Below are 20,211 nucleotides of genomic sequence, written 5' to 3' on the forward strand. Positions count from 1 at the left end.
GAAGGGAGAGGGAGAACAGATCCAGGCCCGGTGAGCGTCAGCGCAACCGGGCTTTGTTGTTTTTAGCTGCTTTTCTTCCCCGGTTTTAACCCGCGATGTAGCTCGTTGATGCGCTTCATCGACTTGATAGTGCGCTGCGGCTCGGTGGAGGCGACGGATAAAATGATCATCTCCAGACACAGCAGCACCGTGCCGTGGAGCGGGATTTTGCCCTTTTCGCCGCCGCGCGGAACGTGGATCACCACGCTGGCCTCCTTGCTGAAACGCGAATCAAGGGCATTGGTCAGCAGGATGGTGGGAATGCCCAGACGTTTTGCTTCACGCAGGGTGGTTTGTCCCTCCCGGTGCGCGGACTTCTGCGCCATCATCACCAGCACGTCGCCGCGCTGAAGCGCAATCAGCTGTTCCGCAAGCCCTATTCCGGTACGGTTAAGCGGCGTGGCGGGTAACCCCATACGGCTGAACAGCCTGGCGGTATACTCGGCCAGAATGCCGGAGGCGCCAATGCCAAATATGGCGACCTGCCTCGCCTGCGCCAGCAGAGAGACCGCCTGGGCCATCGCGTAGCGGTTGTGGGGCTCGGACAACACCTCACAGGTGTGTTGATGCCCCTCCAGCACAAAATCAATGCTCGCGTTGACGTCGCTGGCAAGCGTGTTCACCGTAGTGGACATCTTTTCGCTGGAGGTGACCACCGGACCAAACCACTGCTCAAGCGTTTGCTTGAGATCGCGCAGCCCGGCGAAACCCAGCGCCTGAATGGCGCGGACCACCGTGGCATCCGAGGTTTTCAGTTCCGCAGCAATCTCCATGGCGGTCTGTTCCATCACCGCTTCACGATTGTCATGAATATAGCGTGCAACCTGCAGCAGACGCGGCGTCAGCTGATGCGCCCGCGCGCGAAAACGGTCGCCATAGACATCCACGCGCCCTTTCTCTTTGCGGATCACCTTGATGCCTCCGGCAGCGGACGTCCGGCAATCTGAGACTGCACCTGCGCGACCATCAGCCCTAAAGACGCGAACGAATTCGAGATCGCCTCTTCACGCGAGATCAGCACGTAATGCCCGGTTCGGCAGGCATTGAGGAACTGACACCAGCCCGGCATGACCGCATCCATCGCCGCCAGCTCGTCCTGCGGTTTACCGCCCGTATCCCCGCGCCAGGTGGCGAAGACGAAATCGGCATCCAGCTCCGGCAGGCGCTCGGCGCTGACGTCAATCCGTCCCCCTTCCGGGATGGACTCAATCAGCGGCGGGAACTTGAATCCTGCGTCGCGCAGCACGCGGCCCAGCGAGTGGTAGCTGTGCATGGCGTTAATTTTCCCCTGATTCGCCTGAATCACGGACACGGTCACCTTGCTGGTATCAATAGTCGACTTCAGCGCCTTAATCTGCTCCTGATAGCGCCGCTCCAGAACCTTGAGCCGCGCCTGCGTTCCCGTCAGCTGAGCCAGCTTGCGGTAGATTTCCGGCGCGCCGCCGTCGAGATGATCGATGCTCACCGTCGGGGCAATTTTCGCCAGCTGTTCCACCGGGGTGTTGCGGGTCGGCTCGGTAACGATCAGATCAGGCTTTGCGGCGGCGATGGCTTCGATGTCGATATCGGCCGTGCCGATAAATTTGATATCGGAATTATCGAAGTCGACGCCGGTCAACATGCCGCTGGAGCGCAGAAAATGGCTGCCGTCCGGCCGCGTGCGGCCATGGCTTGCCACCGGCAGCACGCCAAGCTCAATCAGAGGAATGGTGATATCCAGATCGTGTAAGGAAACAATCCGCTTCGGATAAACCGGCACAACGACCTTGCGCCCTAAATCGTCGGTAAAGACCTGCGTCGGCTCCGCCGCGCTCACCGCGAACCCCACCAGCAACAGCATCGAAAACAGTACGCGCATCATAATCCCCTAAAATCTGTCCCGACGCTGCCAGAGCAGCAGCAGGAAAAACGGTCCGCCAATCAATGAAATGACAATTCCCGCCGGCAGCTGCAGCGGGAGGAATGCCAGACGCCCGACGTTATCCGCCAGCAGCACCAGCAGCGCGCCCAGCACGGCGCTTCCCGTCAGGAGCGCGGTTTGCCCACCGCGCAGCAGCAGGCGCGCCATATGCGGGGCAATCAGCCCCACGAAACCTATACTGCCCACGCACGAGACGCAGGCCGCCGTCAGCACCACCGGGGCGAGAACCCTCAGCAGCGCCAGCCGCGTTATGCGAACGCCAAGGCCCGCTGCGGCCTGATTGCCGAGCAACGCCACGTCCGCAGCCCGTGCGGTAAACAGCAGCAGCGCAAACGCGGGGGCAGCCCAGAGCGCGGCTAATCCCACCAGCGTCCAGTTTGCCGCATGCAGGCTTCCCGCCAGCCACAGCATCGCCGTCTGCACGTCCCGCACGTCGGCGGTGGTGATAAAGACGCCCATTGCGGCGGCAAACGCCCACGACACGCCGATGCCGATCAGGATGAACCGCGGGCGCGAAATATCGCGCGCCAGGCCGATAACCACCAGCGCGGTGAGCAGCCCACCGGCCATGCCGACCAGCGGACGCCAGGCCAGGCCCAGCGCCGGGAACTGAAAAATGAGCAGCAGTACCGCCGCGCTACAGCCCTCCTTCACGCCGATAAGCCCGGGGTCAGCCAGGCCATTGCGGGTGATGGACTGCATTGCCGCCCCCGCCATACCGAGCATCGCCCCGCACAGCACCGCCATCAGCAGGCGCGGCAGGCGGATATCCATCACGATGTAGCGCGTCTCCGCCGTCAGGCTCTCAGGAGAAAACAGCGCGCGCCCGATGGCGGAGGTGGGAATAGGCAGAGAACCGTGCGTCAGGCCAAAGCCCAGCAGGCTTAACGCCGCCAGCGCAATAAGCGACAGGTACGCCAGCGCTTTCGGGCGAATCAGCGCCGACAGGTGGCCAACGCGGATCGCGCGGAGTCCGGCCCGGTTCATTTGAACATCCTCGACGCCATAAAGATGAACACGGGCGCGCCGACCAGGGCCGTCATGATGCCGGTTGCCAGCTCCCAGGGGGTAAACAGCGTGCGGGCGGCGATGTCCGCCAGCAGCAGCACCAGCGCGCCGCACAGGGCCGACAGCGGCACCATCACGCGCAAATCGACCGACACCAGACGGCGGATGAGCTGCGGCACGACCAGGCCAATAAAACCAATCGGCCCGGCGATAGAGACGGCCGCACCGCAGAGTAGCGCGATGGCCAGCAGGGCGAGCAGGCGGGTTTTCAGCAGGGACACGCCAAGCCCCTGCGCCATTCTGTCGCCCAGCGCCAGCATGTTGAGCGAGGGCGACAGCCCGATAGCAAGAACAAAACCGGCTGCTGCAGCCCACAGGGCGCTCTGGAGCATCTGCGCGTTGACCCCGGCGATATCACCCGCCAGCCAGGTACGCAGGTCGAGCAGCGTCTGTTCATCCAGGATTAACACCGCGGCGGTAATCGACGAGGCAAACGCCGACATCGCCACGCCGCACAGCGTGACCTTCATCGGCGTGAGCCCGGTGCGACCGGAAGAGGAAAACATCAGCACCAGCAGAAACAGCGCGGCGGCACCGGCGGCGGCAATCAGCGGGCGACCAAACGGCAGCGACAGGCCAAGCGCGCTGACGCTCGCCACTGCCAGCGCAGCCCCGGCGTTGAGCCCCAGAATATGCGGTTCGCCGAGCGGGTTGCGGATCACAGACTGCAGCAGCACGCCCGCCACGCCGAGCGCGGCGCCCGTCACCATCGCGGCGCAGAGGCGCAGCAGTCGTAATTTGATAATGACGTTATGGTCGAAATTGCGCGGGTCGAAGTGGATGAATGCCTCCACTACCGTCTGCGGGGCGATAAAGCGTGCACCGATGCCAAGATGCGTAATCGCACCCAGTGCCAGCAGCAATATAAAAATCAGGAAGGCCAGAGAAGCGCGTATCATGGCTGTTCAAGGCTCTGGCGAAACGGCATAAAGAACGGTTTGCCGGTCAAGGGGTTGATGGACATATGCACGTCCACGTCAAACACCGTTTTGATCAGTTCCGGCGTGCAGACGTCGCCCTCATGTAACACCCCCTCAACTTTCCCCTGGCGTAAAAAAACCAGCGAATCGCCGTAGTTTACGGCAAAGTTGAGATCGTGCAGCACTACCACCACGGTACGCCCGTGCTGGCGGGTCAGGGCATGCAGCAGTTCCAGGATCTCCACCTGGTAGCGGAGATCGAGATATGTTGTCGGCTCGTCAAGCAGGATAAACGGCGTTTGCTGCGCCAGCGCCATGGCGATCCAGCAGCGCTGACGCTGGCCGCCGGATAAGCTTTCCACCGGCATATGGGCAAACTCTGCCGTGCCGGTCAGGCGCAGGGCCTCTTCTACCGCCAGCTCGTCCTCGTCGCTCCACTGACGCATAAAGTTCTGCCAGGGAAAACGCCCGCGCGAAACCAGTTCAAAAACGGTTAACCCTTCCGGAAGCAGCGGCGACTGCGGGAGAATGCCAAGCTGACGGGCGACCGCTTTGGTGGGCTGCTCGTGGATCGCCTTGCCGTCGAGAACTGCCGCGCCGCCAAGCGGCTGGAGCAAACGCGCAATGGTGCTCAGCAGCGTGGATTTCCCACAGCCGTTCGCCCCTACCAGCACGGTCATTTTCTGCTGTGGGAACGCAAGGGAGATATCATCAACGATGATTTTTTTCTGATAGCCCGCAGAGAGGTTCTCCAGAACCAGACCCGGTTTGTGTGTGTTGTGAGCCACGTGAACGCCAACGTAATGAAAAACCAATAAATAAAAATAAAACTCATTCTCTTTTGAGAGTTTGACGCCGCGCCATGTAGTAGTCAAGCGAAGAAACACCCTGAAAAAACCAGGGATAAGCCTGAGTAAAAGTGAAAACTGGACGGCTTGTAAAAACATCTATTTCAATGACTTAATTATTATCCCGCTGCGCTTGTACGCACGGTTAAACGGTGTAGTCGATTTTTTCTTTTTTCCATTTACTACTACATTCACGCATGATTGAATGATTCTCAATTACATGTCCGATGCTACTTACGGCTAACGGACAGACCGTAAAGGGCAATGACTCACACAGTTTGCCGCGAACGCATTCGCGGGATATTTCGGGATAACAGATGTAATGGCTACGTTCACACCTTCACTCTCTGGGGTAAAAGGGCGCGCGCTCTTTTCCCTGCTGTTTATGGCGCCGCTGGTTCAGGCAGCAGATAACACCGCGGCTAAAGACGGCGAAACGCTTACCGTCACCGCCGATCCAAATACGACGGCGGAGGCCACCAACGGCTATCAGCCGCTGAACACCTCCACCGCGACGTTAACCAACATGCCGATGCTGGAGATCCCGCAGGTGGTCAATACCGTCAGCGACAAAGTGCTGGAGGATCAAAATGCCACCACGCTGGATGAAGCTCTGTACAACGTCAGCAACGTGGTGCAGACCAACACCCTGGGCGGTACGCAGGATGCCTTCGTGCGCCGCGGATTTGGCGCGAACCGCGACGGCTCGATCATGACTAACGGCCTGCGCACCGTCCTGCCGCGCAGCTTTAATGCCGCAACCGAGCGCGTGGAGGTGTTGAAAGGCCCGGCCTCCACGCTGTACGGCATTCTCGATCCGGGCGGCCTGATTAACGTCGTCACCAAACGCCCTGAGAAGACCTTCGGCGGTTCAATTTCTGCCACCTCTTCCAGCTTTGGCGGCGGTACCGGACAGATCGATGTTACTGGCCCAATTGACGGCACGCGTCTGGCGTATCGCCTCACGGGTGAGTATCAGGACGAGGATTACTGGCGTAATTTTGGCAACGAACGCAGCACCTTTATCGCCCCGTCCCTCACCTGGTTCGGCGACGACGCCACCGTGACCGTGCTCTATTCGCATCGCGACTATAAAACGCCGTTCGATCGCGGAACGATCTTCGATCTCAACACCAAAAAGGCCGTCGACGTCGATCGCAAAACCCGCTTTGATGAGCCGTTTAACGTGACCGACGGCCAGTCCGATCTCGCTCAGCTCAATGCGGAATATCGCCTCAACAGCCAGTGGACCGCGAAGTTTGACTACAGCTACAGCCAGGATAAATACAGCGATAACCAGGCGCGCGTGATGGCATACGATTCAAAAACCGGCAACCTGACCCGCCGAGTGGATGCCACCCAGGGCTCGACCCAGCGTATGCACACGACGCGCGCGGATCTGCAGGGGAACGTGGACATCGCGGGCTTTTACAATGAGATCCTGACCGGCGTGTCGTATGAGAATTACGATCTGCTGCGCACCGACATGATCCGCTGTAAGAACGTTAAGGATTTCAATATCTATCATCCGACGTATGGCAAACTCGGCAAATGCACCACCGTGTCGGCGTCCGACAGCGACCAGACGCTGAAGCAGGAAAGCTACTCTGCCTATGCGCAGGACGCGCTGTACCTGACCGATAAGTGGATTGCCGTCGCAGGCATGCGCTACCAGTATTACACCCAGTACGCGGGGAAAGGCCGCCCGTTCAACGTCAACACCGACAGCCGCGACGAACAGTGGACGCCGAAGCTGGGGCTGGTTTATAAGCTCACGCCAGCGGTCTCGCTGTTTGCCAACTACTCGCAAACGTTTATGCCGCAGTCGTCCATTGCGAGCTACATCGGCGATCTGCCGCCGGAAACGTCGAATGCTTACGAGGTGGGCGCAAAGTTCGACCTGTTCGACGGGGTTACCGCCAATATCGCGCTGTTTGATATCCACAAACGCAACGTGCTGTACAACGAAAGCGTGGGGGGGGAAACCATCGCCAAAACGGCGGGCCGCGTGCGCTCCCAGGGCGTGGAGGTGGATCTGGCCGGTTCACTGACCGAGAACACCAATATTATCGCCAGCTATGGCTATACCGACGCGAAGGTGCTGGAAGATCCGGACTACGCGGGCAAACCGCTGCCGAACGTGCCGCGCCATACCGGCTCCCTGTTCCTGACCTACGATATTCACAATGCGTTTGCCGGTAATACCCTGACGCTGGGCGGCGGCGGGCACGGCGTAAGCCGTCGTTCCGCAACCAACGGTGCGGATTATTATCTGCCGGGCTATTTCGTGGCGGATGCGTTTGCGGCGTACAAGATGAAGCTACAGTATCCGGTGACGCTGCAGGTGAACGTGAAGAATCTGTTTGATAAAACCTACTACACCTCATCTATCGCCACCAACAATCTGGGTAATCAGATTGGCGACCCGCGCGAAGTGCAGTTTACGGTGAAGATGGAGTTTTGATGTAAAAAAGCCCGGTGGCGCTAACGCTTACCGGGCTTACGATCCATTCCCTCTCGCTGTGACAGAGGGTTAGGGTGAGGGCATCAGGCCTCAATATCCGCCATATCGCCTTTCTCCTGCAGCCAGTTACGACGGTCTTCCGAACGTTTCTTGGCAAGGAGCATATCCATAATGGCGTTGGTCTGCTGTTCGTCTTCGTCGCTGATCGTCAGCTGCACCAGACGGCGCGTGTTCGGATCCAGCGTCGTTTCGCGCAGCTGCATCGGGTTCATCTCGCCCAGCCCTTTAAAGCGCTGAACGTTAGGTTTGCCCTTCTTGCGCTTCAGCTGTTCCAGCACGCCCGCTTTTTCTTCTTCCGTCAGCGCGTAGTAAACCTCTTTGCCGAGGTCGATACGATAAAGCGGCGGCAGCGCCACGTGGACGTGACCATTTTTAACCAGCGTGCGGAAGTGCTTCACAAACAGCGCGCACAGCAGCGTGGCGATGTGCAGACCATCGGAGTCCGCATCCGCGAGGATACAGATCTTGCCGTAGCGCAGCTGGCTCAGATCGTCGCTGTCCGGATCGATACCGATCGCCACCGAGATATCGTGGACTTCCTGCGAGGCCAGCACTTCGTCTGAAGAGACCTCCCAGGTGTTCAGGATTTTCCCCTTGAGCGGCATGATCGCCTGATATTCACGGTCGCGCGCCTGCTTGGCCGATCCGCCCGCTGAGTCCCCTTCCACGAGGAACAGCTCGGTACGGTTGAGATCCTGCGCGGTACAGTCCGCCAGCTTGCCCGGCAGCGCAGGGCCGCTGGTCAGCTTTTTACGCACCACTTTCTTCGCGGCACGCAGACGACGCTGGGCGCTGGAAATCGCCATTTCAGCCAGCATCTCTGCTGCCTGAACGTTCTGGTTCAGCCACAGGGTAAACGCATCTTTCACCACGCCGGAGACAAACGCCGCGCACTGGCGTGACGACAGACGCTCTTTGGTCTGACCGGCAAACTGCGGATCCTGCATCTTCACGGAGAGCACGTAGGCGCAGCGGTCCCAGATATCTTCCGCCGACAACTTCACGCCGCGCGGCAGGATATTGCGGTATTCGCAAAATTCGCGCATCGCGTCCAGCAGTCCCTGACGCAGCCCGTTGACGTGGGTACCGCCGAGCATGGTTGGGATCAGGTTGACGTAGCTTTCGGTCAGCAGTTCGCCGCCTTCCGGCAGCCACAGCAGAGCCCAGTCGACCGCTTCGGTATCGCCGCTAAAGTTACCGACGAACGGTTTTTCCGGCAGCGTCGGCAGGCCGTTTACCGCTTCGCACAGGTAGTCGTTCAGGCCATCGGCGTAGCACCAGGTCTGCTCGGTATTGTTGACGTTATCCTTAAAGGTAATTTCCACACCCGGACACAGCACCGCTTTGGCTTTCAGCAGGTGCGTCAGGCGGGATACGGAAAAGCGCGGGCTGTCGAAGAAGCTTTCGTCAGGCCAGAAGTGGACGCTGGTGCCGGTGTTGCGTTTGCCGCACGTGCCGACAACCTGCAGATCCTGCACCTTCTCGCCGTTTTCAAACGCGATGTTATAAATCTGGCCGTCGCGACGGACGTTTACTTCCACGCGCTTGGACAGGGCGTTGACGACGGAAATCCCCACGCCGTGCAGGCCGCCGGAGAACTGGTAGTTCTTGTTGGAGAACTTACCGCCCGCATGCAGACGACAGAGGATCAGCTCAACGGCAGGCACGCCCTCTTCCGGATGGATATCCACCGGCATGCCGCGCCCGTCGTCGATGACTTCCAGCGACTGATCGGCATGCAGGATAACGTCAACGCGTTTGGCATGGCCCGCCAGCGCTTCGTCCACACTGTTATCAATAACTTCCTGGCCCAGATGGTTTGGGCGCGTTGTATCGGTGTACATCCCCGGGCGGCGGCGAACCGGCTCAAGCCCGGTGAGGACCTCAATGGCATCAGCGTTATAGGTTTGCGTCATGATTTAAACTAGCAATTCGCATTGATTGTCAGTGGCTGTGCAGTCCAAGAAAATCGACAATCTGGGTGAAATGATTCTCAAAGCCCGTGAAAGCATGGTTTCCGCCCTCTTCTATAGTCTGGCGGCAGGAGGCGTAATACGCCACTGCCTGGCGGTAATCCAGCACTTCATCACCCGTCTGCTGCAACAGCCAGATGAGATCCGGCGCCTCAAGCGGGTCGACCTGCATAACTTTGAGATCGTAAATATGGCGTGACTCTAGCACATATTGCTGCCCGGTGTAGGGGTTCTCGTTTTCGCCAAGAAAGTCCCTCAGCAGCTCAAATGGCCGAACCGCCGGATTAACCACAACGGCAGGTAGCATGAAGCATTGTGAGAGCCAGGTGGCGTAATACCCGCCCAGCGAGGAACCGACCACACCAAAGGTTTCGCCGCCGTGCGCAAGCACAATCGATTCCAGCATCTCCGCGGCCTCTGCCGGGTAAGGCGGCAGCTGCGGGATAATCATCTCAACGTCGGGGTGATGCTCGCTCAGCCACTGGCGAAACAGAGTCGCTTTTGCGGAGCGCGGCGAGCTGTTGAATCCGTGCAGATAAAGGAGCGTAGACATCAATAGCCTTCTGAAGCGGTATCCGGGCGGAATTTTGCACCGGTCAAACGGCAGACTTCCGTGGTCAGCGTGCCGTCGGCATGCAGTTCCAGCCAGCGCCAGCCTGGCGCAATGGTATCCAGCGTAAAGTTGGCGCAGTGGGGCTTAAACTGAACGCAGGTCGACGGCGTCGCCAGCATGCGGCGCCCGTTCCAGTCGAGATCCTGTTCCTGGTGAATATGTCCACACAGCAGGTTTTTCACTCGCGGGAACTTCGCCAGCACGCGATCCAACGCTGCGGAGTTGCGCAGACTGTGCTGATCGAGCCAGCTACAGCCCGCCGGCAGAGGGTGATGATGAAGCAACAGCAGCGTGTGACGTTCAGGTTCAGCAGCCAGTTTGGTCTCCAGCCAGTCGAGCTGAAACTCGCTTAACTCACCGTGCGGGACGCCAAACACCTGGCTGTCCAGCAGCAGGATCTGCCACTGGTCACCCGCAAAAACACATTTCGCCGGAGAAATCCCCGCATCCTGGAGAGAACTGTACATTGCGGGCTGAAAATCGTGGTTACCCGGCAGCCAGACGCAGGGCGCGCTAAAGCTCGCGATGCCTTCAGCAAAATGCTGGTAGGCCGCGGAAGATTGGTCCTGCGCCAGATCGCCCGTTGCGACAATCAGATCGCATGCACGGTTTTCAGCGTGAATGGCGCTAAGTACCGCCTGATAACTCTCCCAGGTATTCACCCCCAGCAGCGTTTCATGCTTTTCGGCAAAAAGGTGGGTATCGGTGATTTGTAATATCCTGACTGGCGCCCCACCAGCAACAGTCAGGTTCAACAGGCTTTCCAAATGGTGTCCTTAGGTAGGTTTATGACGCTAACAAACCGGAATCGCCATTGCTCCATGTGCTAAACAATATCTTAGCCAGTCGGCTAAAAACTGGTTAATTTGATGCTTTTCGTCGCGTTGATGCAACTTTTTATTCGGGTAATCATACCGCGCCTTGAAGCGAAAGATCTGCTGGCTTGAACACACTTCAGCGACCATCGCGTCGTGATAGAGGCGTACCGTCATCGACGGCAGGCTCCAGTAGCTAATGCTGGGTGCCGTTTGCTCAATTTCCACCAGCGTAGTGTAGCGCGTTGATTCTGTTATCGTTAAACGATACTGCGCGTTGCTCACCTGATAGCTTACCGTTTCGCTGGGTGCGTCGTTTTTCGGCAGCAGGCGGCGCAATTGTGCGAAATTCGTTTCGCACAGGCGCATCATTTCTGGGAAGTCAGGCGTATAGCGCTTCATTTTTTCCACTCGTTTCGTAATGTCTGATAATGCAGCTGCAGCCATTGCAGGGCGATGACAGACGCTGCGTTGTCGATTTTCCCCTCTTCTACCCACTGATAAGCCTGTTCCCGGCTCACCACATGAACCCGAATATCTTCGTTTTCATCTGCCAGACCGTGGATCCCTTCCGCCGTCGTGGCGTCCACTTCGCCCACCATAATGGACAAGCGCTCGCTGGTACCTCCCGGGCTTGCCAGATAGCTCAGCACCGGTTTTGTGCGGCCCACCACCAGCCCGGCCTCTTCCAGCGCCTCGCGTCGGGCGACGTCTTCAACCGTCTCACCTTCTTCGATCATCCCGGCCACCATTTCCAGCAGCCACGGGCTCTCACTGACGTCATAAGCGGCGATGCGGATCTGCTCCACCAGCACAACTTCGTCACGCACTGGGTCAAAGGGTAGCAAGACTGCCGCATGCCCGCGCTCAAATATTTCGCGTCTGATTTCGCCGCTCATTTCACCGTTGAACAGGCGATGCCTGAAACGGTAAAGATCCATTGAAAAAAAACCGCTATAAAGCGTTTCTCGTGCAATAATTTCTACATCGTTTTTGGCGAATGTCACGGGCAACTTTTCTGGTTTTTGCATGAGTCGAGTCCTGGTAGCAATGGTGATGAAATTGTGAATTTCAAGGCTGTTTGGCTGCCGTTTGTAAGGCTATATGGTAGATTGGTGCAAATTACCGCCAGATGGCACGTAACGCCAACCTTTTGGTGTGGATGATTCTGTTAGAATCGGCAATTATTTTTTAATTAGATCAGCGCTAATACTGCTTCACAACAAGGAATGCAAATGAAGAAATTGCTCCCCATCCTTATCGGCCTGAGCCTGACGGGCTTCAGTGCAATGAGCCAGGCGGAAAACCTGTTACAGGTCTACCAGCAGGCACGTCTGGGCAACCCTGATTTACGTAAATCAGCGGCCGATCGTGATGCTGCGTTTGAAAAGATTAACGAAGCTCGTAGCCCCTTGCTGCCACAGTTAGGTTTAGGTGCAGATTATACCTACAGCAACGGTTTCCGCGACGCTAACGGCGTAAACTCCAATGCTACCAGCGCCTCACTGCAATTAACACAGACGCTGTTTGATATGTCCAAATGGCGTGCCCTGACCCTGCAGGAAAAGAGCGCAGGCATCCAGGATGTGACCTATCAGACCGACCAGCAGACGCTGATCCTGAATACTGCCACGGCGTACTTCAACGTGCTGAGCGCGATTGACGCACTCTCCTACACCGAAGCGCAGAAACAGGCCATTTACCGTCAGTTAGATCAAACCACCCAGCGCTTCAACGTGGGCCTGGTCGCGATCACCGACGTGCAGAACGCCCGTTCACAGTACGACACCGTGCTGGCTAACGAAGTGACCGCGCGTAACAACCTCGACAACGCGCTGGAATCCCTGCGTCAGGTCACCGGCAATTACTATCCTGAGCTGGCCTCCCTGAACGTCGACAGCTTCAAAACGGATAAGCCGCAGGCCGTTAACGCCCTGCTGAAAGAGGCGGAAAACCGCAACCTGACGCTGCTGCAGGCGCGTTTGAGCCAGGACCTGGCCCGCGAGCAAATTCGTCAGGCGCAGGACGGCCATCTGCCAACCCTGAGCCTGAGCGCGTCTACCGGTGTCTCTGATACAACCTACAGCGGCTCTAAAACCAATACGTCCCAGTATGACGACAGCAATATGGGCCAGAACAAGGTGGGCCTGAGCTTCTCCCTGCCGCTGTATCAGGGCGGTCAGGTCAACTCCCAGGTGAAACAGGCGCAGTACAACTTTGTTGGCGCGAGCGAGCAGCTGGAAAGCGCCCACCGCAACGTGGTGCAGACCGTGCGTTCCTCCTTCAACAACGTGAACGCCTCAATCAGCAGCATCAACGCCTATAAACAGGCCGTTGTGTCTGCACAGAGCTCCCTGGACGCGATGGAAGCAGGTTACTCGGTCGGTACACGTACTATTGTGGACGTGCTCGATGCGACCACCACGCTGTACAACGCGAAACAGCAGCTCTCCAGCGCGCGTTACCAGTACCTGATTAACCAGCTGAACATCAAACAGGCTCTGGGTACGCTGAACGAGCAAGACCTGCAGATGCTGAACAGCGCGTTGGGCAAACCAGTCTCCACCACTCCGGACAGCGTTGCACCGGAGAACCCGGAGCAGGTTGCCGCGGTTGATAACTTCAACGCTAACGGCACTACCCCTGCTGCACAGCCTGCTGCCGCGCGAACCACAGCGCCTGCCAGCAAGAGCAATAATCCGTTCCGTAACTAAGAGTGTCATCAGGCCCACTGCGGCCTGATGCCTTCACTCCAGCCCTCTTCCACAGGGAGAGGGCGCATCTGAATCACATCCGAACGTAAGCCAACGTAAAGATCCCCCTGATTCCGCCCCTCTTCGCTTCATTTTCAACCACTCATCCTCTATCCTGAGCGTTATTACCACTGGGTCCTGGAAGACAAAGATGAAACGGACAAAAACGATCAATCACGCGTCGTTCCGCAAGAGCTGGAACGCGCGTCACCTCACCCCTGTTGCGCTGGCGGTCACGGCTGTCTTTATGCTGGCAGGCTGTGAGAAAAATGACGAAACGGTTTCGCTGTATCAAAACGCGGACGACTGTTCTGCCGCAACCGGCAAAGCCGCCGAATGTAAAACGGCTTACACCAGCGCGCTGAAAGAAGCGGAACGTACCGCGCCGAAATATGCCTCACGCGAAGACTGCGTGGCGGAGTTTGGTGAAGGTCAGTGCCAGCAGGCACCGGCTCAGGCAGGCACCGCACCTGAAAATCAGGCGCAGGCGCAGTCCAGCGGCAGCTTCTGGATGCCGCTGATGGCAGGCTACATGATGGGCCGCCTGATGGGCGGTGGTGCAGGTTACCAGCAGCAGCCGCTGTTTAGCTCGAAAAACCCGGCCAGCCCGGCTTACGGTCAATATACCGATGCCAGCGGCAAAGGCTACGGCGCAGCGACCCCTGGCCGCACCGTGACCGTACCGAAAACGGCGATGGCGCCGAAGCCTGCGACCACCAGCACCATCACCCGTGGCGGGTTCGGTGAGTCTGTGGCGAAGCAGACCAGCATGCAGCGCAGCGCGACAGGCACCTCCTCTACTCGCTCAATGGGCGGCTGATCATGGAACGAGTCAGTATCACCGAGCGCCCGGACTGGCGCGAAAAAGCCACCGAGTACGGTTTTAACTTCCACACCATGTACGGCGAGCCGTACTGGTGTGAAGACGCCTATTACAAGCTCACGCTGGCCCAGGTTGAGAAGCTGGAAGAGGTAACGGCCGAGCTGCACCAGATGTGCCTGAAGGTGGTGGAAAAAGTCATCGACAGCGACGAGCTGATGGCAAAGTTCCGCATTCCAAAGCACACCTGGAGCTTTGTCCGCCAGTCGTGGAAAACGAATCAGCCTTCGCTTTACTCTCGCCTGGATCTGGCGTGGGACGGCAAAGGCGAGCCTAAGCTGCTGGAAAACAACGCCGATACCCCAACGTCCCTGTACGAAGCGGCGTTCTTTCAGTGGATTTGGCTGGAAGACCAGGCCAATGCCGGAAACCTGCCGGAAGGCAGCGACCAGTTCAACAGCCTGCAGGAAAAGCTGATTGAGCGCTTCGCCGAGCTGCGCGAGCAGTTTGGCTTCAACCTGCTTCATCTCTCCTGCTGCCGCGACACGGAAGAAGACCGTGGCACGGTTCAGTATCTGCAGGATTGCGCCGCTGAAGCGGAGGTGGCGACCGAGTTCCTCTATATTGAGGATATTGGCCTCGGTGAAAAAGGTCAGTTCACGGACATGCAGGACCAGGTGATCAGCAACCTGTTCAAGCTCTATCCGTGGGAATACATGCTGCGCGAGATGTTCTCCACCAAGCTGGAAGATGCTGGCGTGCGCTGGCTTGAGCCGGCATGGAAGAGCATTATCTCCAACAAAGCCCTGCTGCCGATGCTCTGGGAGATGTTCCCGAACCATCCGAACCTGCTGCCGGCGTACTTTGCAGAAGATGATTACCCGCAAATGGAGAAGTACGTCGTTAAGCCGATCTTCTCCCGCGAAGGCGCGAACGTGTCGATTATCGAAAACGGCAAGACGCTGGAAGCGGTTGAAGGGCCGTACGGCGAAGAAGGGATGATCGTCCAGGAGTTCTATCAACTTCCAAAATTTGGCGACAGCTATACGCTGATTGGCAGCTGGCTCATCAACGATCAACCTGCCGGAATTGGCATTCGCGAAGATCGCGCGCTGATCACGCAGGATCTGTCGCGGTTCTATCCGCACATTTTCGTGGAGTAAGACTGCGGCCTGATGCCATCACCCCAGCCCTCTCTACAGGGAGAGGGTGGAAAGACTAAAAACGGCAACCTGACGTTGCCGTTTTGCTTTTATTATCCCACCTGCACCGATAGCATACTCAAACTGCCCATCTCAATACCGTCGACCGGGATCGTCACCGGCTCCTGACCATCCCACGCGCCAAGTACGTACAGCAGCGGCAGGAAGTGCTCCGGCGTCGGGTTAGAAAGCGAACCGCCCTCATGATCCAGATAGTTCACCAGCGGATGCGCCTCAGCCGGCCCCTGCCAGGTCAGGTTCGCTTTAACGTAGTCGTTAAAGGCGGTCGCCCACGGGTACGGCGTGTTCTCACCGTGCCAGCGTGCGGTACGCAGGTTATGCACCACGTTGCCGCTCGCCACCAGCATGATGCCTTCATCACGCAGGGTCGCCAGCTTGCGGCCCATCTCCAGATGCCAGGCGGCCGGTTTGGTGCTGTCGATGCTCAACTGCACCATCGGGATATCCGCATCAGGATACATTTTAATAAGCACGCCCCAGGAGCCGTGGTCAAAGCCCCAGGCTTCTTTATCCAGCGTCACAGGGACAGGCGCCAGCAAATCCACCAGCCTTTGTGCCAGCTCGGGCGAGCCGGGGGCCGGATAATGCGTGTCGTAAAGCGCCTGCGGGAAGCCGCCAAAATCATGAATGGTTTTTGGCGCTTCCATGGCGGTCACGCCCGTCCCACGGGTAAACCAGTGCGCAGATACCACCACGATCGCTTTCGGACGCGGTAACGTCTCGCCCAGATGACGCCAGGCGCGGGTATAGACGTTGTCTTCCAGAACGTTCATAGGGCTACCGTGGCCTAAAAACAGGGCTGGCATACGTGAAGAAGTCATGGTGATATCCTTACGGAAGGTGTCAATTTAATGGTGCTACATTACGCGCAATCCGGCAAAGATGAACGCAGATAAGCGTGAAGATCATCATCAGGAAATTTGAATGTAAGGAATGTGTAAAGCCGGGTTTTCCCCCTCGCTTTGCCAGAAATGAATCATTTATATTAATGAGAATCATTATCATAAGGAGCAATGCATGTCAGTCCCTCTGATCCTGACCATACTGGCGGGCGCCGCGACCTTCATCGGCGCGATCCTCGGCGTGCTCGGCCAAAAGCCCTCTAACCGCGTGCTGGCCTTCTCACTGGGCTTTGCTGCCGGGATCATGTTGCTCATCTCCCTGATGGAAATGCTCCCTGCCGCGCTGGGCACGGAAGGCATGTCTCCGCTGCTGGGCTACGGCATGTTTGTCTTTGGCCTGCTGGGGTACTTTGCCCTCGATCGAATGCTGCCGCACGCCCATCCGCAGGATTTAATGCAAAAAAACGTGACGCCCATGCCGCGCAATATCAAGCGTACCGCCGTGCTGTTAACGCTTGGCATCAGCCTGCATAACTTCCCGGAAGGGGTCGCCACCTACGTGACGGCCAGCAGCAATCTTGAGATGGGCTTTGGCATCGCGCTGGCGGTGGCCTTACACAATATTCCTGAAGGACTGGCCGTCGCCGGACCCGTGTATGCCGCAACGGGATCGAAACGCACCGCGGTGTTCTGGGCGGGTATTTCCGGGATGGCCGAAATCCTTGGCGGCGTACTGGCCTGGCTGATCCTTGGTAGCCTGGTCTCTCCGGTAGTGATGGCGGCGATTATGGCAACGGTAGCCGGGATCATGGTTGCGCTTTCGGTGGATGAACTGATGCCGCTGGCGAAGGAGATCGATCCTAACAACAACCCCAGCTATGGCGTGCTGTGCGGAATGTCGGTGATGGGATTAAGTCTGGTTCTGCTGCAGACCGCAGGAATCGGGTAAAAAAACGCCGGGACATCCCGGCGTTTTTATTATCAGCTGGCTTTGCGCTCGTGCGCCTGGCGATACTCGACCAGATCTTCAATCGTTACCACCGGCATATTGTGCAGACGGGCAAAGGTGATGCACTCCGGCGCGCGCGCCATGGTGCCGTCATCGTTGGTCAGCTCACACAGCACACCGGCAGGTTTGAAGCCCGCCAGCGTCACCAGGTCGATGGTCGCTTCGGTGTGGCCGCCGCGGGTCAACACGCCGCCCGCCTGCGCGCGCAGCGGGAAGACGTGGCCTGGACGGTGCAGATCGGATGGCTTCGCATCATCAGCAATGGCGGCACGTACGGTAGTCAGACGGTCAGCCGCAGACACACCGGTGGTCACGCCATGCGCCGCTTCAATGGTCACGGTAAAACCGGTACCAAAGGCGCTGGTGTTGTTTTCGACCATCATCGGCAGCTCGAGCTGCTTACGACGATCTTCGGTAATACACAGGCATACGATGCCGCTGCCGTGACGGATGGTCAGCGCCATCTGTTCAACGGTCATGTTTTCGGCGGCGAAAATCATGTCGCCTTCGTTTTCACGGTTTTCATCGTCAAGCACCATCACACCGCGGCCTTCGCGCAGTGCATCCAGTGCATGTTCAACACGTTGAGTTGAAGTGCCAAAAGAGGAAAGTAGCGTCTGATTCATGGTAAAAAAACCTCATTAACATTATGGTTACCAGAATCAGGGCAGTCTTAGGAGCGCCGTATAAGCGGCAAAAAGATAACGTGAGCGGGCCCATGCCCGACTTGATCGTTACTCTCTCCCATCCGGACTCTAACCGTCGGCCCCGGAATTACACCGGATCTGCTGACCTTTGAGTTTTCACCCAAAGCGCTCGCGGGCTTTCAGCGTCACGCTGATTTACCGCCGGTGGGGAATTTCGCCCCGCCCTGAGAATAAGCGAGATAACTATAACGCTATTGATTATCCTGGGCAATGCATAAGCATCAAACAATTTTGTTTACCCCGGGCATGACGCGCTACAATGGACACTAACACCTTTCCATCAAGGGAAACGACAATGATTGACCCGAAAAAAATTGAGCAGATCGCGCGTCAGGTTCATGAATCTATGCCAAAAGGCATTCGTGAATTTGGTGATGACGTAGAAAAGAAAATCCGCCAGACGCTGCAGGCGCAGTTGGTTCGCCTTGATTTAGTCAGCCGCGAAGAGTTCGACGTGCAGACGCAGGTTCTGCTGCGCACCCGCGAGAAGCTGGCGCTGCTGGAACAGCGTCTGACCGAGCTGGAAAACCGCAATGCGCCGGAAGAAGTGAAGCCGGCACCGGCCATTCCGCCGGTGGATGATCAGGAGTAAGTGCGGCCTGATGCCCTCACCCCAGCCCTCTCCCACAGGGAGAGGGTGAAAAAAAACGGGCCAACTGGCCCGTTTTTTTTACTGACTGTCTTTCTGGATCTTCTTGATGATGCTGGTGGTTGAGCACCCGTCCTCAAAGTTGAGCACCATCACCTCGCCGCCGTTGGCCCAAACCTCTTCGCTGCCCGCGATTTGCTCCGGCTTGTAATCCCCGCCTTTTACCAGCAGGTCCGGCAGAATACCGGCAATCAGGCGCTGCGGGGTATCTTCTTCAAACGACACCACCCAGTCCACCGCTTCCAGCGCGCCGAGCACAATCATACGCTGCTCGAGCGGGTTCACCGGACGCGTTTCACCCTTCAGGCGTTTCGTCGAGGCATCGCTGTTGACCGCCACAATCAGGCGATCGCCCAGCTTGCGCGCATTCGCCAGATAAGAAACGTGGCCAGCGTGCAGAATGTCGAACACGCCGTTGGTCATCACCACCTTTTCCCCACGCTTGCGCGCGGCGGCGACGGCCATCTTCAGCTCGTCTTCGGTCATGACGCCAAAACCGGTATCCGCGCGACCACGCACCGCGTTTTCCAGCTCGATTGGCGAAACGGTTGAGGTCCCGAGTTTACCCACGACCACGCCCGCCGCGGCGTTAGCGAAGTAGCACGCTTCTTCCAGAGAATTACCCGCTGCCAGCGTCGCCGCCAGAACGCCGATCACCGTGTCACCGGCACCGGTCACGTCGTACACTTCCTGCGCCTGTGTTGGCATATGCAGCGGCGCTTTGCCCGGCTGCAGCAGCGTCATCCCCTGCTCGGAGCGGGTCACCAGAAGCGCAGATAATTCGAAGTCAGCAATGATCTTCATGCCGCGCTCAACCAGCTCTTCCTCGGTTTTGCATTTGCCCGCCACCGCTTCAAATTCGGAGAGGTTTGGCGTCAGCAGGGTTGCGCCGCGATAGCGCTCAAAATCGGTCCCTTTCGGGTCGATCAGCACGGGTACGTTGGCTTTACGCGCCAGCTGAATCATCGTCTGCACGCTCGCCAGCGCGCCTTTGGCGTAATCGGACAGCACCAGCGCGCCGATATTGCCCAGCGCCTGGTTGATACGCTCGTGCAGCGGCTCGGGATCGACGCCTTCGAACCCTTCTTCAAAGTCGAGGCGGATCAGCTGCTGGTTGCGCGACAGCACGCGCAGTTTCGTAATCGTTGGGTGGGTCGGAACAGAAACGAAGTCGCACTTCACGTTCACGTCCGCCAGCGACTTGCTCAGCGCGCGCGCCGCATCGTCGATGCCGGTCAAGCCCACCAGACGCGACTGCGCGCCCAGAGAGGCAATGTTCATCGCCACGTTTGCCGCGCCGCCGGGACGCTCTTCAATGGTGTCGACCTTAACCACCGGTACCGGTGCTTCCGGAGAGATGCGGCTGGTCGGTCCATACCAGTAGCGATCCAGCATCACATCCCCAACAACCATAACTCCAGCACGTTCAAACTCTGGCAGTGTTACTTTCATTCCTGACTCCAGAAAGATTCACAATTTGCGCGCGA

The 20,211-nt window shown here is 58.0% G+C and carries 19 protein-coding genes and 1 riboswitch; of the genes, 6 read left to right on the plus strand and 13 right to left on the minus strand.

All coding sequences use genetic code 11. From position 1 onward, the window contains the following. Positions 1–62: 62 nt before the first annotated feature. The 5 genes from LRM19_RS17895 to LRM19_RS17915 are packed head-to-tail and all read right to left on the minus strand — an operon-like array spanning position 63 to position 4,736. Complete coding sequence (locus LRM19_RS17895) at positions 63–950, minus strand: MurR/RpiR family transcriptional regulator (RefSeq protein WP_111963280.1); 888 nt, start codon at positions 948–950, stop codon at positions 63–65. After that, positions 947–1,897 (minus strand): iron-siderophore ABC transporter substrate-binding protein, encoded by a 951-nt coding sequence (locus tag LRM19_RS17900; RefSeq protein ID WP_271369581.1) that lies wholly within the window; start codon positions 1,895–1,897, stop codon positions 947–949. The genes LRM19_RS17895 and LRM19_RS17900 overlap by 4 nt, the downstream gene beginning before the upstream one ends. Positions 1,898–1,906: 9 nt before the next feature. Continuing rightward, entirely contained in the window at positions 1,907–2,947 is a 1,041-nt protein-coding gene (locus tag LRM19_RS17905) for a FecCD family ABC transporter permease (RefSeq protein WP_271369553.1), read from the minus strand. Beyond that, complete coding sequence (locus LRM19_RS17910; protein ID WP_271369554.1) at positions 2,944–3,927, minus strand: FecCD family ABC transporter permease; 984 nt, start codon at positions 3,925–3,927, stop codon at positions 2,944–2,946. The genes LRM19_RS17905 and LRM19_RS17910 overlap by 4 nt, the downstream gene beginning before the upstream one ends. Then, positions 3,924–4,736 carry an ABC transporter ATP-binding protein gene (locus tag LRM19_RS17915; RefSeq protein ID WP_271369555.1) on the minus strand — a complete coding sequence of 271 codons (813 nt, stop codon included), beginning with the start codon at positions 4,734–4,736 and terminating at the stop codon, positions 3,924–3,926. Before LRM19_RS17915 ends, LRM19_RS17910 begins: the two co-directional genes overlap by 4 nt. 382 nt (positions 4,737–5,118) lie before the next feature. Between LRM19_RS17915 and LRM19_RS17920 the strand changes: the two genes are divergently transcribed. Beyond that, complete coding sequence (locus LRM19_RS17920; protein WP_271369556.1) at positions 5,119–7,260, plus strand: TonB-dependent siderophore receptor; 2,142 nt, start codon at positions 5,119–5,121, stop codon at positions 7,258–7,260. Between the two features lie 83 nt (positions 7,261–7,343). Here the strand turns inward: LRM19_RS17920 and parE are convergent, their stop codons facing one another. Genes parE through nudF form a run of 5 tightly spaced genes read right to left on the minus strand, consistent with a single transcriptional unit; the run spans position 7,344 to position 11,752 of the window. Next, positions 7,344–9,236 (minus strand): DNA topoisomerase IV subunit B, encoded by a 1,893-nt coding sequence (gene parE, locus LRM19_RS17925; RefSeq protein ID WP_271369557.1) that lies wholly within the window; start codon positions 9,234–9,236, stop codon positions 7,344–7,346. Positions 9,237–9,264: 28 nt separating this feature from the next. Next, the gene (gene yqiA, locus LRM19_RS17930) at positions 9,265–9,846 is read right to left on the minus strand and encodes an esterase YqiA (RefSeq protein WP_047173609.1); all 582 of its coding nucleotides are present in this window, start codon (positions 9,844–9,846) and stop codon (positions 9,265–9,267) included. Beyond that, positions 9,846–10,673, minus strand: a complete 828-nt coding sequence (cpdA, locus tag LRM19_RS17935) for a 3',5'-cyclic-AMP phosphodiesterase (protein WP_271369558.1) — start codon at positions 10,671–10,673, stop codon at positions 9,846–9,848. Before cpdA ends, yqiA begins: the two co-directional genes overlap by 1 nt. Before the next feature lie 27 nt (positions 10,674–10,700). Beyond that, a complete protein-coding gene (locus LRM19_RS17940; RefSeq protein ID WP_271369559.1) occupies positions 10,701–11,123 on the minus strand; it encodes a DUF1249 family protein in 423 nt (140 codons plus the stop codon). Further along, entirely contained in the window at positions 11,120–11,752 is a 633-nt protein-coding gene (gene nudF, locus LRM19_RS17945; protein WP_008502974.1) for an ADP-ribose diphosphatase, read from the minus strand. Before nudF ends, LRM19_RS17940 begins: the two co-directional genes overlap by 4 nt. Positions 11,753–11,956: 204 nt before the next feature. Between nudF and tolC the strand changes: the two genes are divergently transcribed. From tolC to LRM19_RS17960, 3 genes are all read left to right on the plus strand, one after another. Continuing rightward, entirely contained in the window at positions 11,957–13,435 is a 1,479-nt protein-coding gene (gene tolC, locus LRM19_RS17950) for an outer membrane channel protein TolC (RefSeq protein WP_271369560.1), read from the plus strand. A gap of 190 nt (positions 13,436–13,625) precedes the next feature. Beyond that, complete coding sequence (locus tag LRM19_RS17955; protein WP_048028997.1) at positions 13,626–14,294, plus strand: DUF1190 family protein; 669 nt, start codon at positions 13,626–13,628, stop codon at positions 14,292–14,294. A gap of 2 nt (positions 14,295–14,296) precedes the next feature. Further along, positions 14,297–15,457 carry a glutathionylspermidine synthase family protein gene (locus LRM19_RS17960; protein ID WP_271369561.1) on the plus strand — a complete coding sequence of 387 codons (1,161 nt, stop codon included), beginning with the start codon at positions 14,297–14,299 and terminating at the stop codon, positions 15,455–15,457. Between the two features lie 92 nt (positions 15,458–15,549). Here the strand turns inward: LRM19_RS17960 and ygiD are convergent, their stop codons facing one another. After that, on the minus strand, positions 15,550–16,338 hold the full coding sequence (ygiD, locus tag LRM19_RS17965) for a 4,5-DOPA dioxygenase extradiol (RefSeq protein ID WP_115876291.1): 789 nt from the start codon (positions 16,336–16,338) through the stop codon (positions 15,550–15,552). A gap of 196 nt (positions 16,339–16,534) precedes the next feature. Between ygiD and zupT the strand changes: the two genes are divergently transcribed. Next, positions 16,535–17,308: a zinc transporter ZupT gene (gene zupT, locus LRM19_RS17970; protein ID WP_271369562.1), complete on the plus strand. Its 774-nt coding sequence runs from the start codon at positions 16,535–16,537 to the stop codon at positions 17,306–17,308. Between the two features lie 32 nt (positions 17,309–17,340). Here zupT and ribB read toward each other — a convergent pair whose 3' ends face one another. Next, entirely contained in the window at positions 17,341–17,994 is a 654-nt protein-coding gene (gene ribB / locus LRM19_RS17975) for a 3,4-dihydroxy-2-butanone-4-phosphate synthase (protein ID WP_028017147.1), read from the minus strand. A gap of 106 nt (positions 17,995–18,100) precedes the next feature. Continuing rightward, positions 18,101–18,251, minus strand: a riboswitch (FMN riboswitch). Between the two features lie 119 nt (positions 18,252–18,370). Here ribB and ubiK point away from each other — a divergent pair. Continuing rightward, the gene (gene ubiK / locus LRM19_RS17980) at positions 18,371–18,667 is read left to right on the plus strand and encodes a ubiquinone biosynthesis accessory factor UbiK (RefSeq protein ID WP_014071796.1); all 297 of its coding nucleotides are present in this window, start codon (positions 18,371–18,373) and stop codon (positions 18,665–18,667) included. Positions 18,668–18,745: 78 nt separating this feature from the next. Here ubiK and hldE read toward each other — a convergent pair whose 3' ends face one another. Next, positions 18,746–20,176, minus strand: a complete 1,431-nt coding sequence (gene hldE / locus LRM19_RS17985) for a bifunctional D-glycero-beta-D-manno-heptose-7-phosphate kinase/D-glycero-beta-D-manno-heptose 1-phosphate adenylyltransferase HldE (protein WP_271369563.1) — start codon at positions 20,174–20,176, stop codon at positions 18,746–18,748. Between the last annotated feature and the right edge of the window lie 35 nt (positions 20,177–20,211).

It is taken from the genome of Enterobacter sp. PI-10, assembly GCF_027947695.1.
Lineage (GTDB): Bacteria > Pseudomonadota > Gammaproteobacteria > Enterobacterales > Enterobacteriaceae > Enterobacter > Enterobacter vonholyi.

Excerpts from the sequence above, each read along its gene's own strand:
- LRM19_RS17940 (WP_271369559.1), bottom strand. The coding sequence starts at position 11,123 with ATGAAGCGCTATACGCCTGACTTCCCAGAAATGATGCGCCTGTGCGAA.
- LRM19_RS17900 (WP_271369581.1), bottom strand. The coding sequence starts at position 1,897 with ATGCGCGTACTGTTTTCGATGCTGTTGCTGGTGGGGTTCGCGGTGAGC.
- LRM19_RS17960 (WP_271369561.1), top strand. The coding sequence starts at position 14,297 with ATGGAACGAGTCAGTATCACCGAGCGCCCGGACTGGCGCGAAAAAGCC.
- tolC (WP_271369560.1), top strand. The coding sequence starts at position 11,957 with ATGAAGAAATTGCTCCCCATCCTTATCGGCCTGAGCCTGACGGGCTTC.
- hldE (WP_271369563.1), bottom strand. The coding sequence starts at position 20,176 with ATGAAAGTAACACTGCCAGAGTTTGAACGTGCTGGAGTTATGGTTGTT.
- LRM19_RS17955 (WP_048028997.1), top strand. The coding sequence starts at position 13,626 with ATGAAACGGACAAAAACGATCAATCACGCGTCGTTCCGCAAGAGCTGG.
- ribB (WP_028017147.1), bottom strand. The coding sequence starts at position 17,994 with ATGAATCAGACGCTACTTTCCTCTTTTGGCACTTCAACTCAACGTGTT.
- ubiK (WP_014071796.1), top strand. The coding sequence starts at position 18,371 with ATGATTGACCCGAAAAAAATTGAGCAGATCGCGCGTCAGGTTCATGAA.
- parE (WP_271369557.1), bottom strand. The coding sequence starts at position 9,236 with ATGACGCAAACCTATAACGCTGATGCCATTGAGGTCCTCACCGGGCTT.
- LRM19_RS17905 (WP_271369553.1), bottom strand. The coding sequence starts at position 2,947 with ATGAACCGGGCCGGACTCCGCGCGATCCGCGTTGGCCACCTGTCGGCG.
- zupT (WP_271369562.1), top strand. The coding sequence starts at position 16,535 with ATGTCAGTCCCTCTGATCCTGACCATACTGGCGGGCGCCGCGACCTTC.
- yqiA (WP_047173609.1), bottom strand. The coding sequence starts at position 9,846 with ATGTCTACGCTCCTTTATCTGCACGGATTCAACAGCTCGCCGCGCTCC.
- LRM19_RS17910 (WP_271369554.1), bottom strand. The coding sequence starts at position 3,927 with ATGATACGCGCTTCTCTGGCCTTCCTGATTTTTATATTGCTGCTGGCA.
- LRM19_RS17920 (WP_271369556.1), top strand. The coding sequence starts at position 5,119 with ATGGCTACGTTCACACCTTCACTCTCTGGGGTAAAAGGGCGCGCGCTC.
- ygiD (WP_115876291.1), bottom strand. The coding sequence starts at position 16,338 with ATGACTTCTTCACGTATGCCAGCCCTGTTTTTAGGCCACGGTAGCCCT.
- nudF (WP_008502974.1), bottom strand. The coding sequence starts at position 11,752 with ATGCAAAAACCAGAAAAGTTGCCCGTGACATTCGCCAAAAACGATGTA.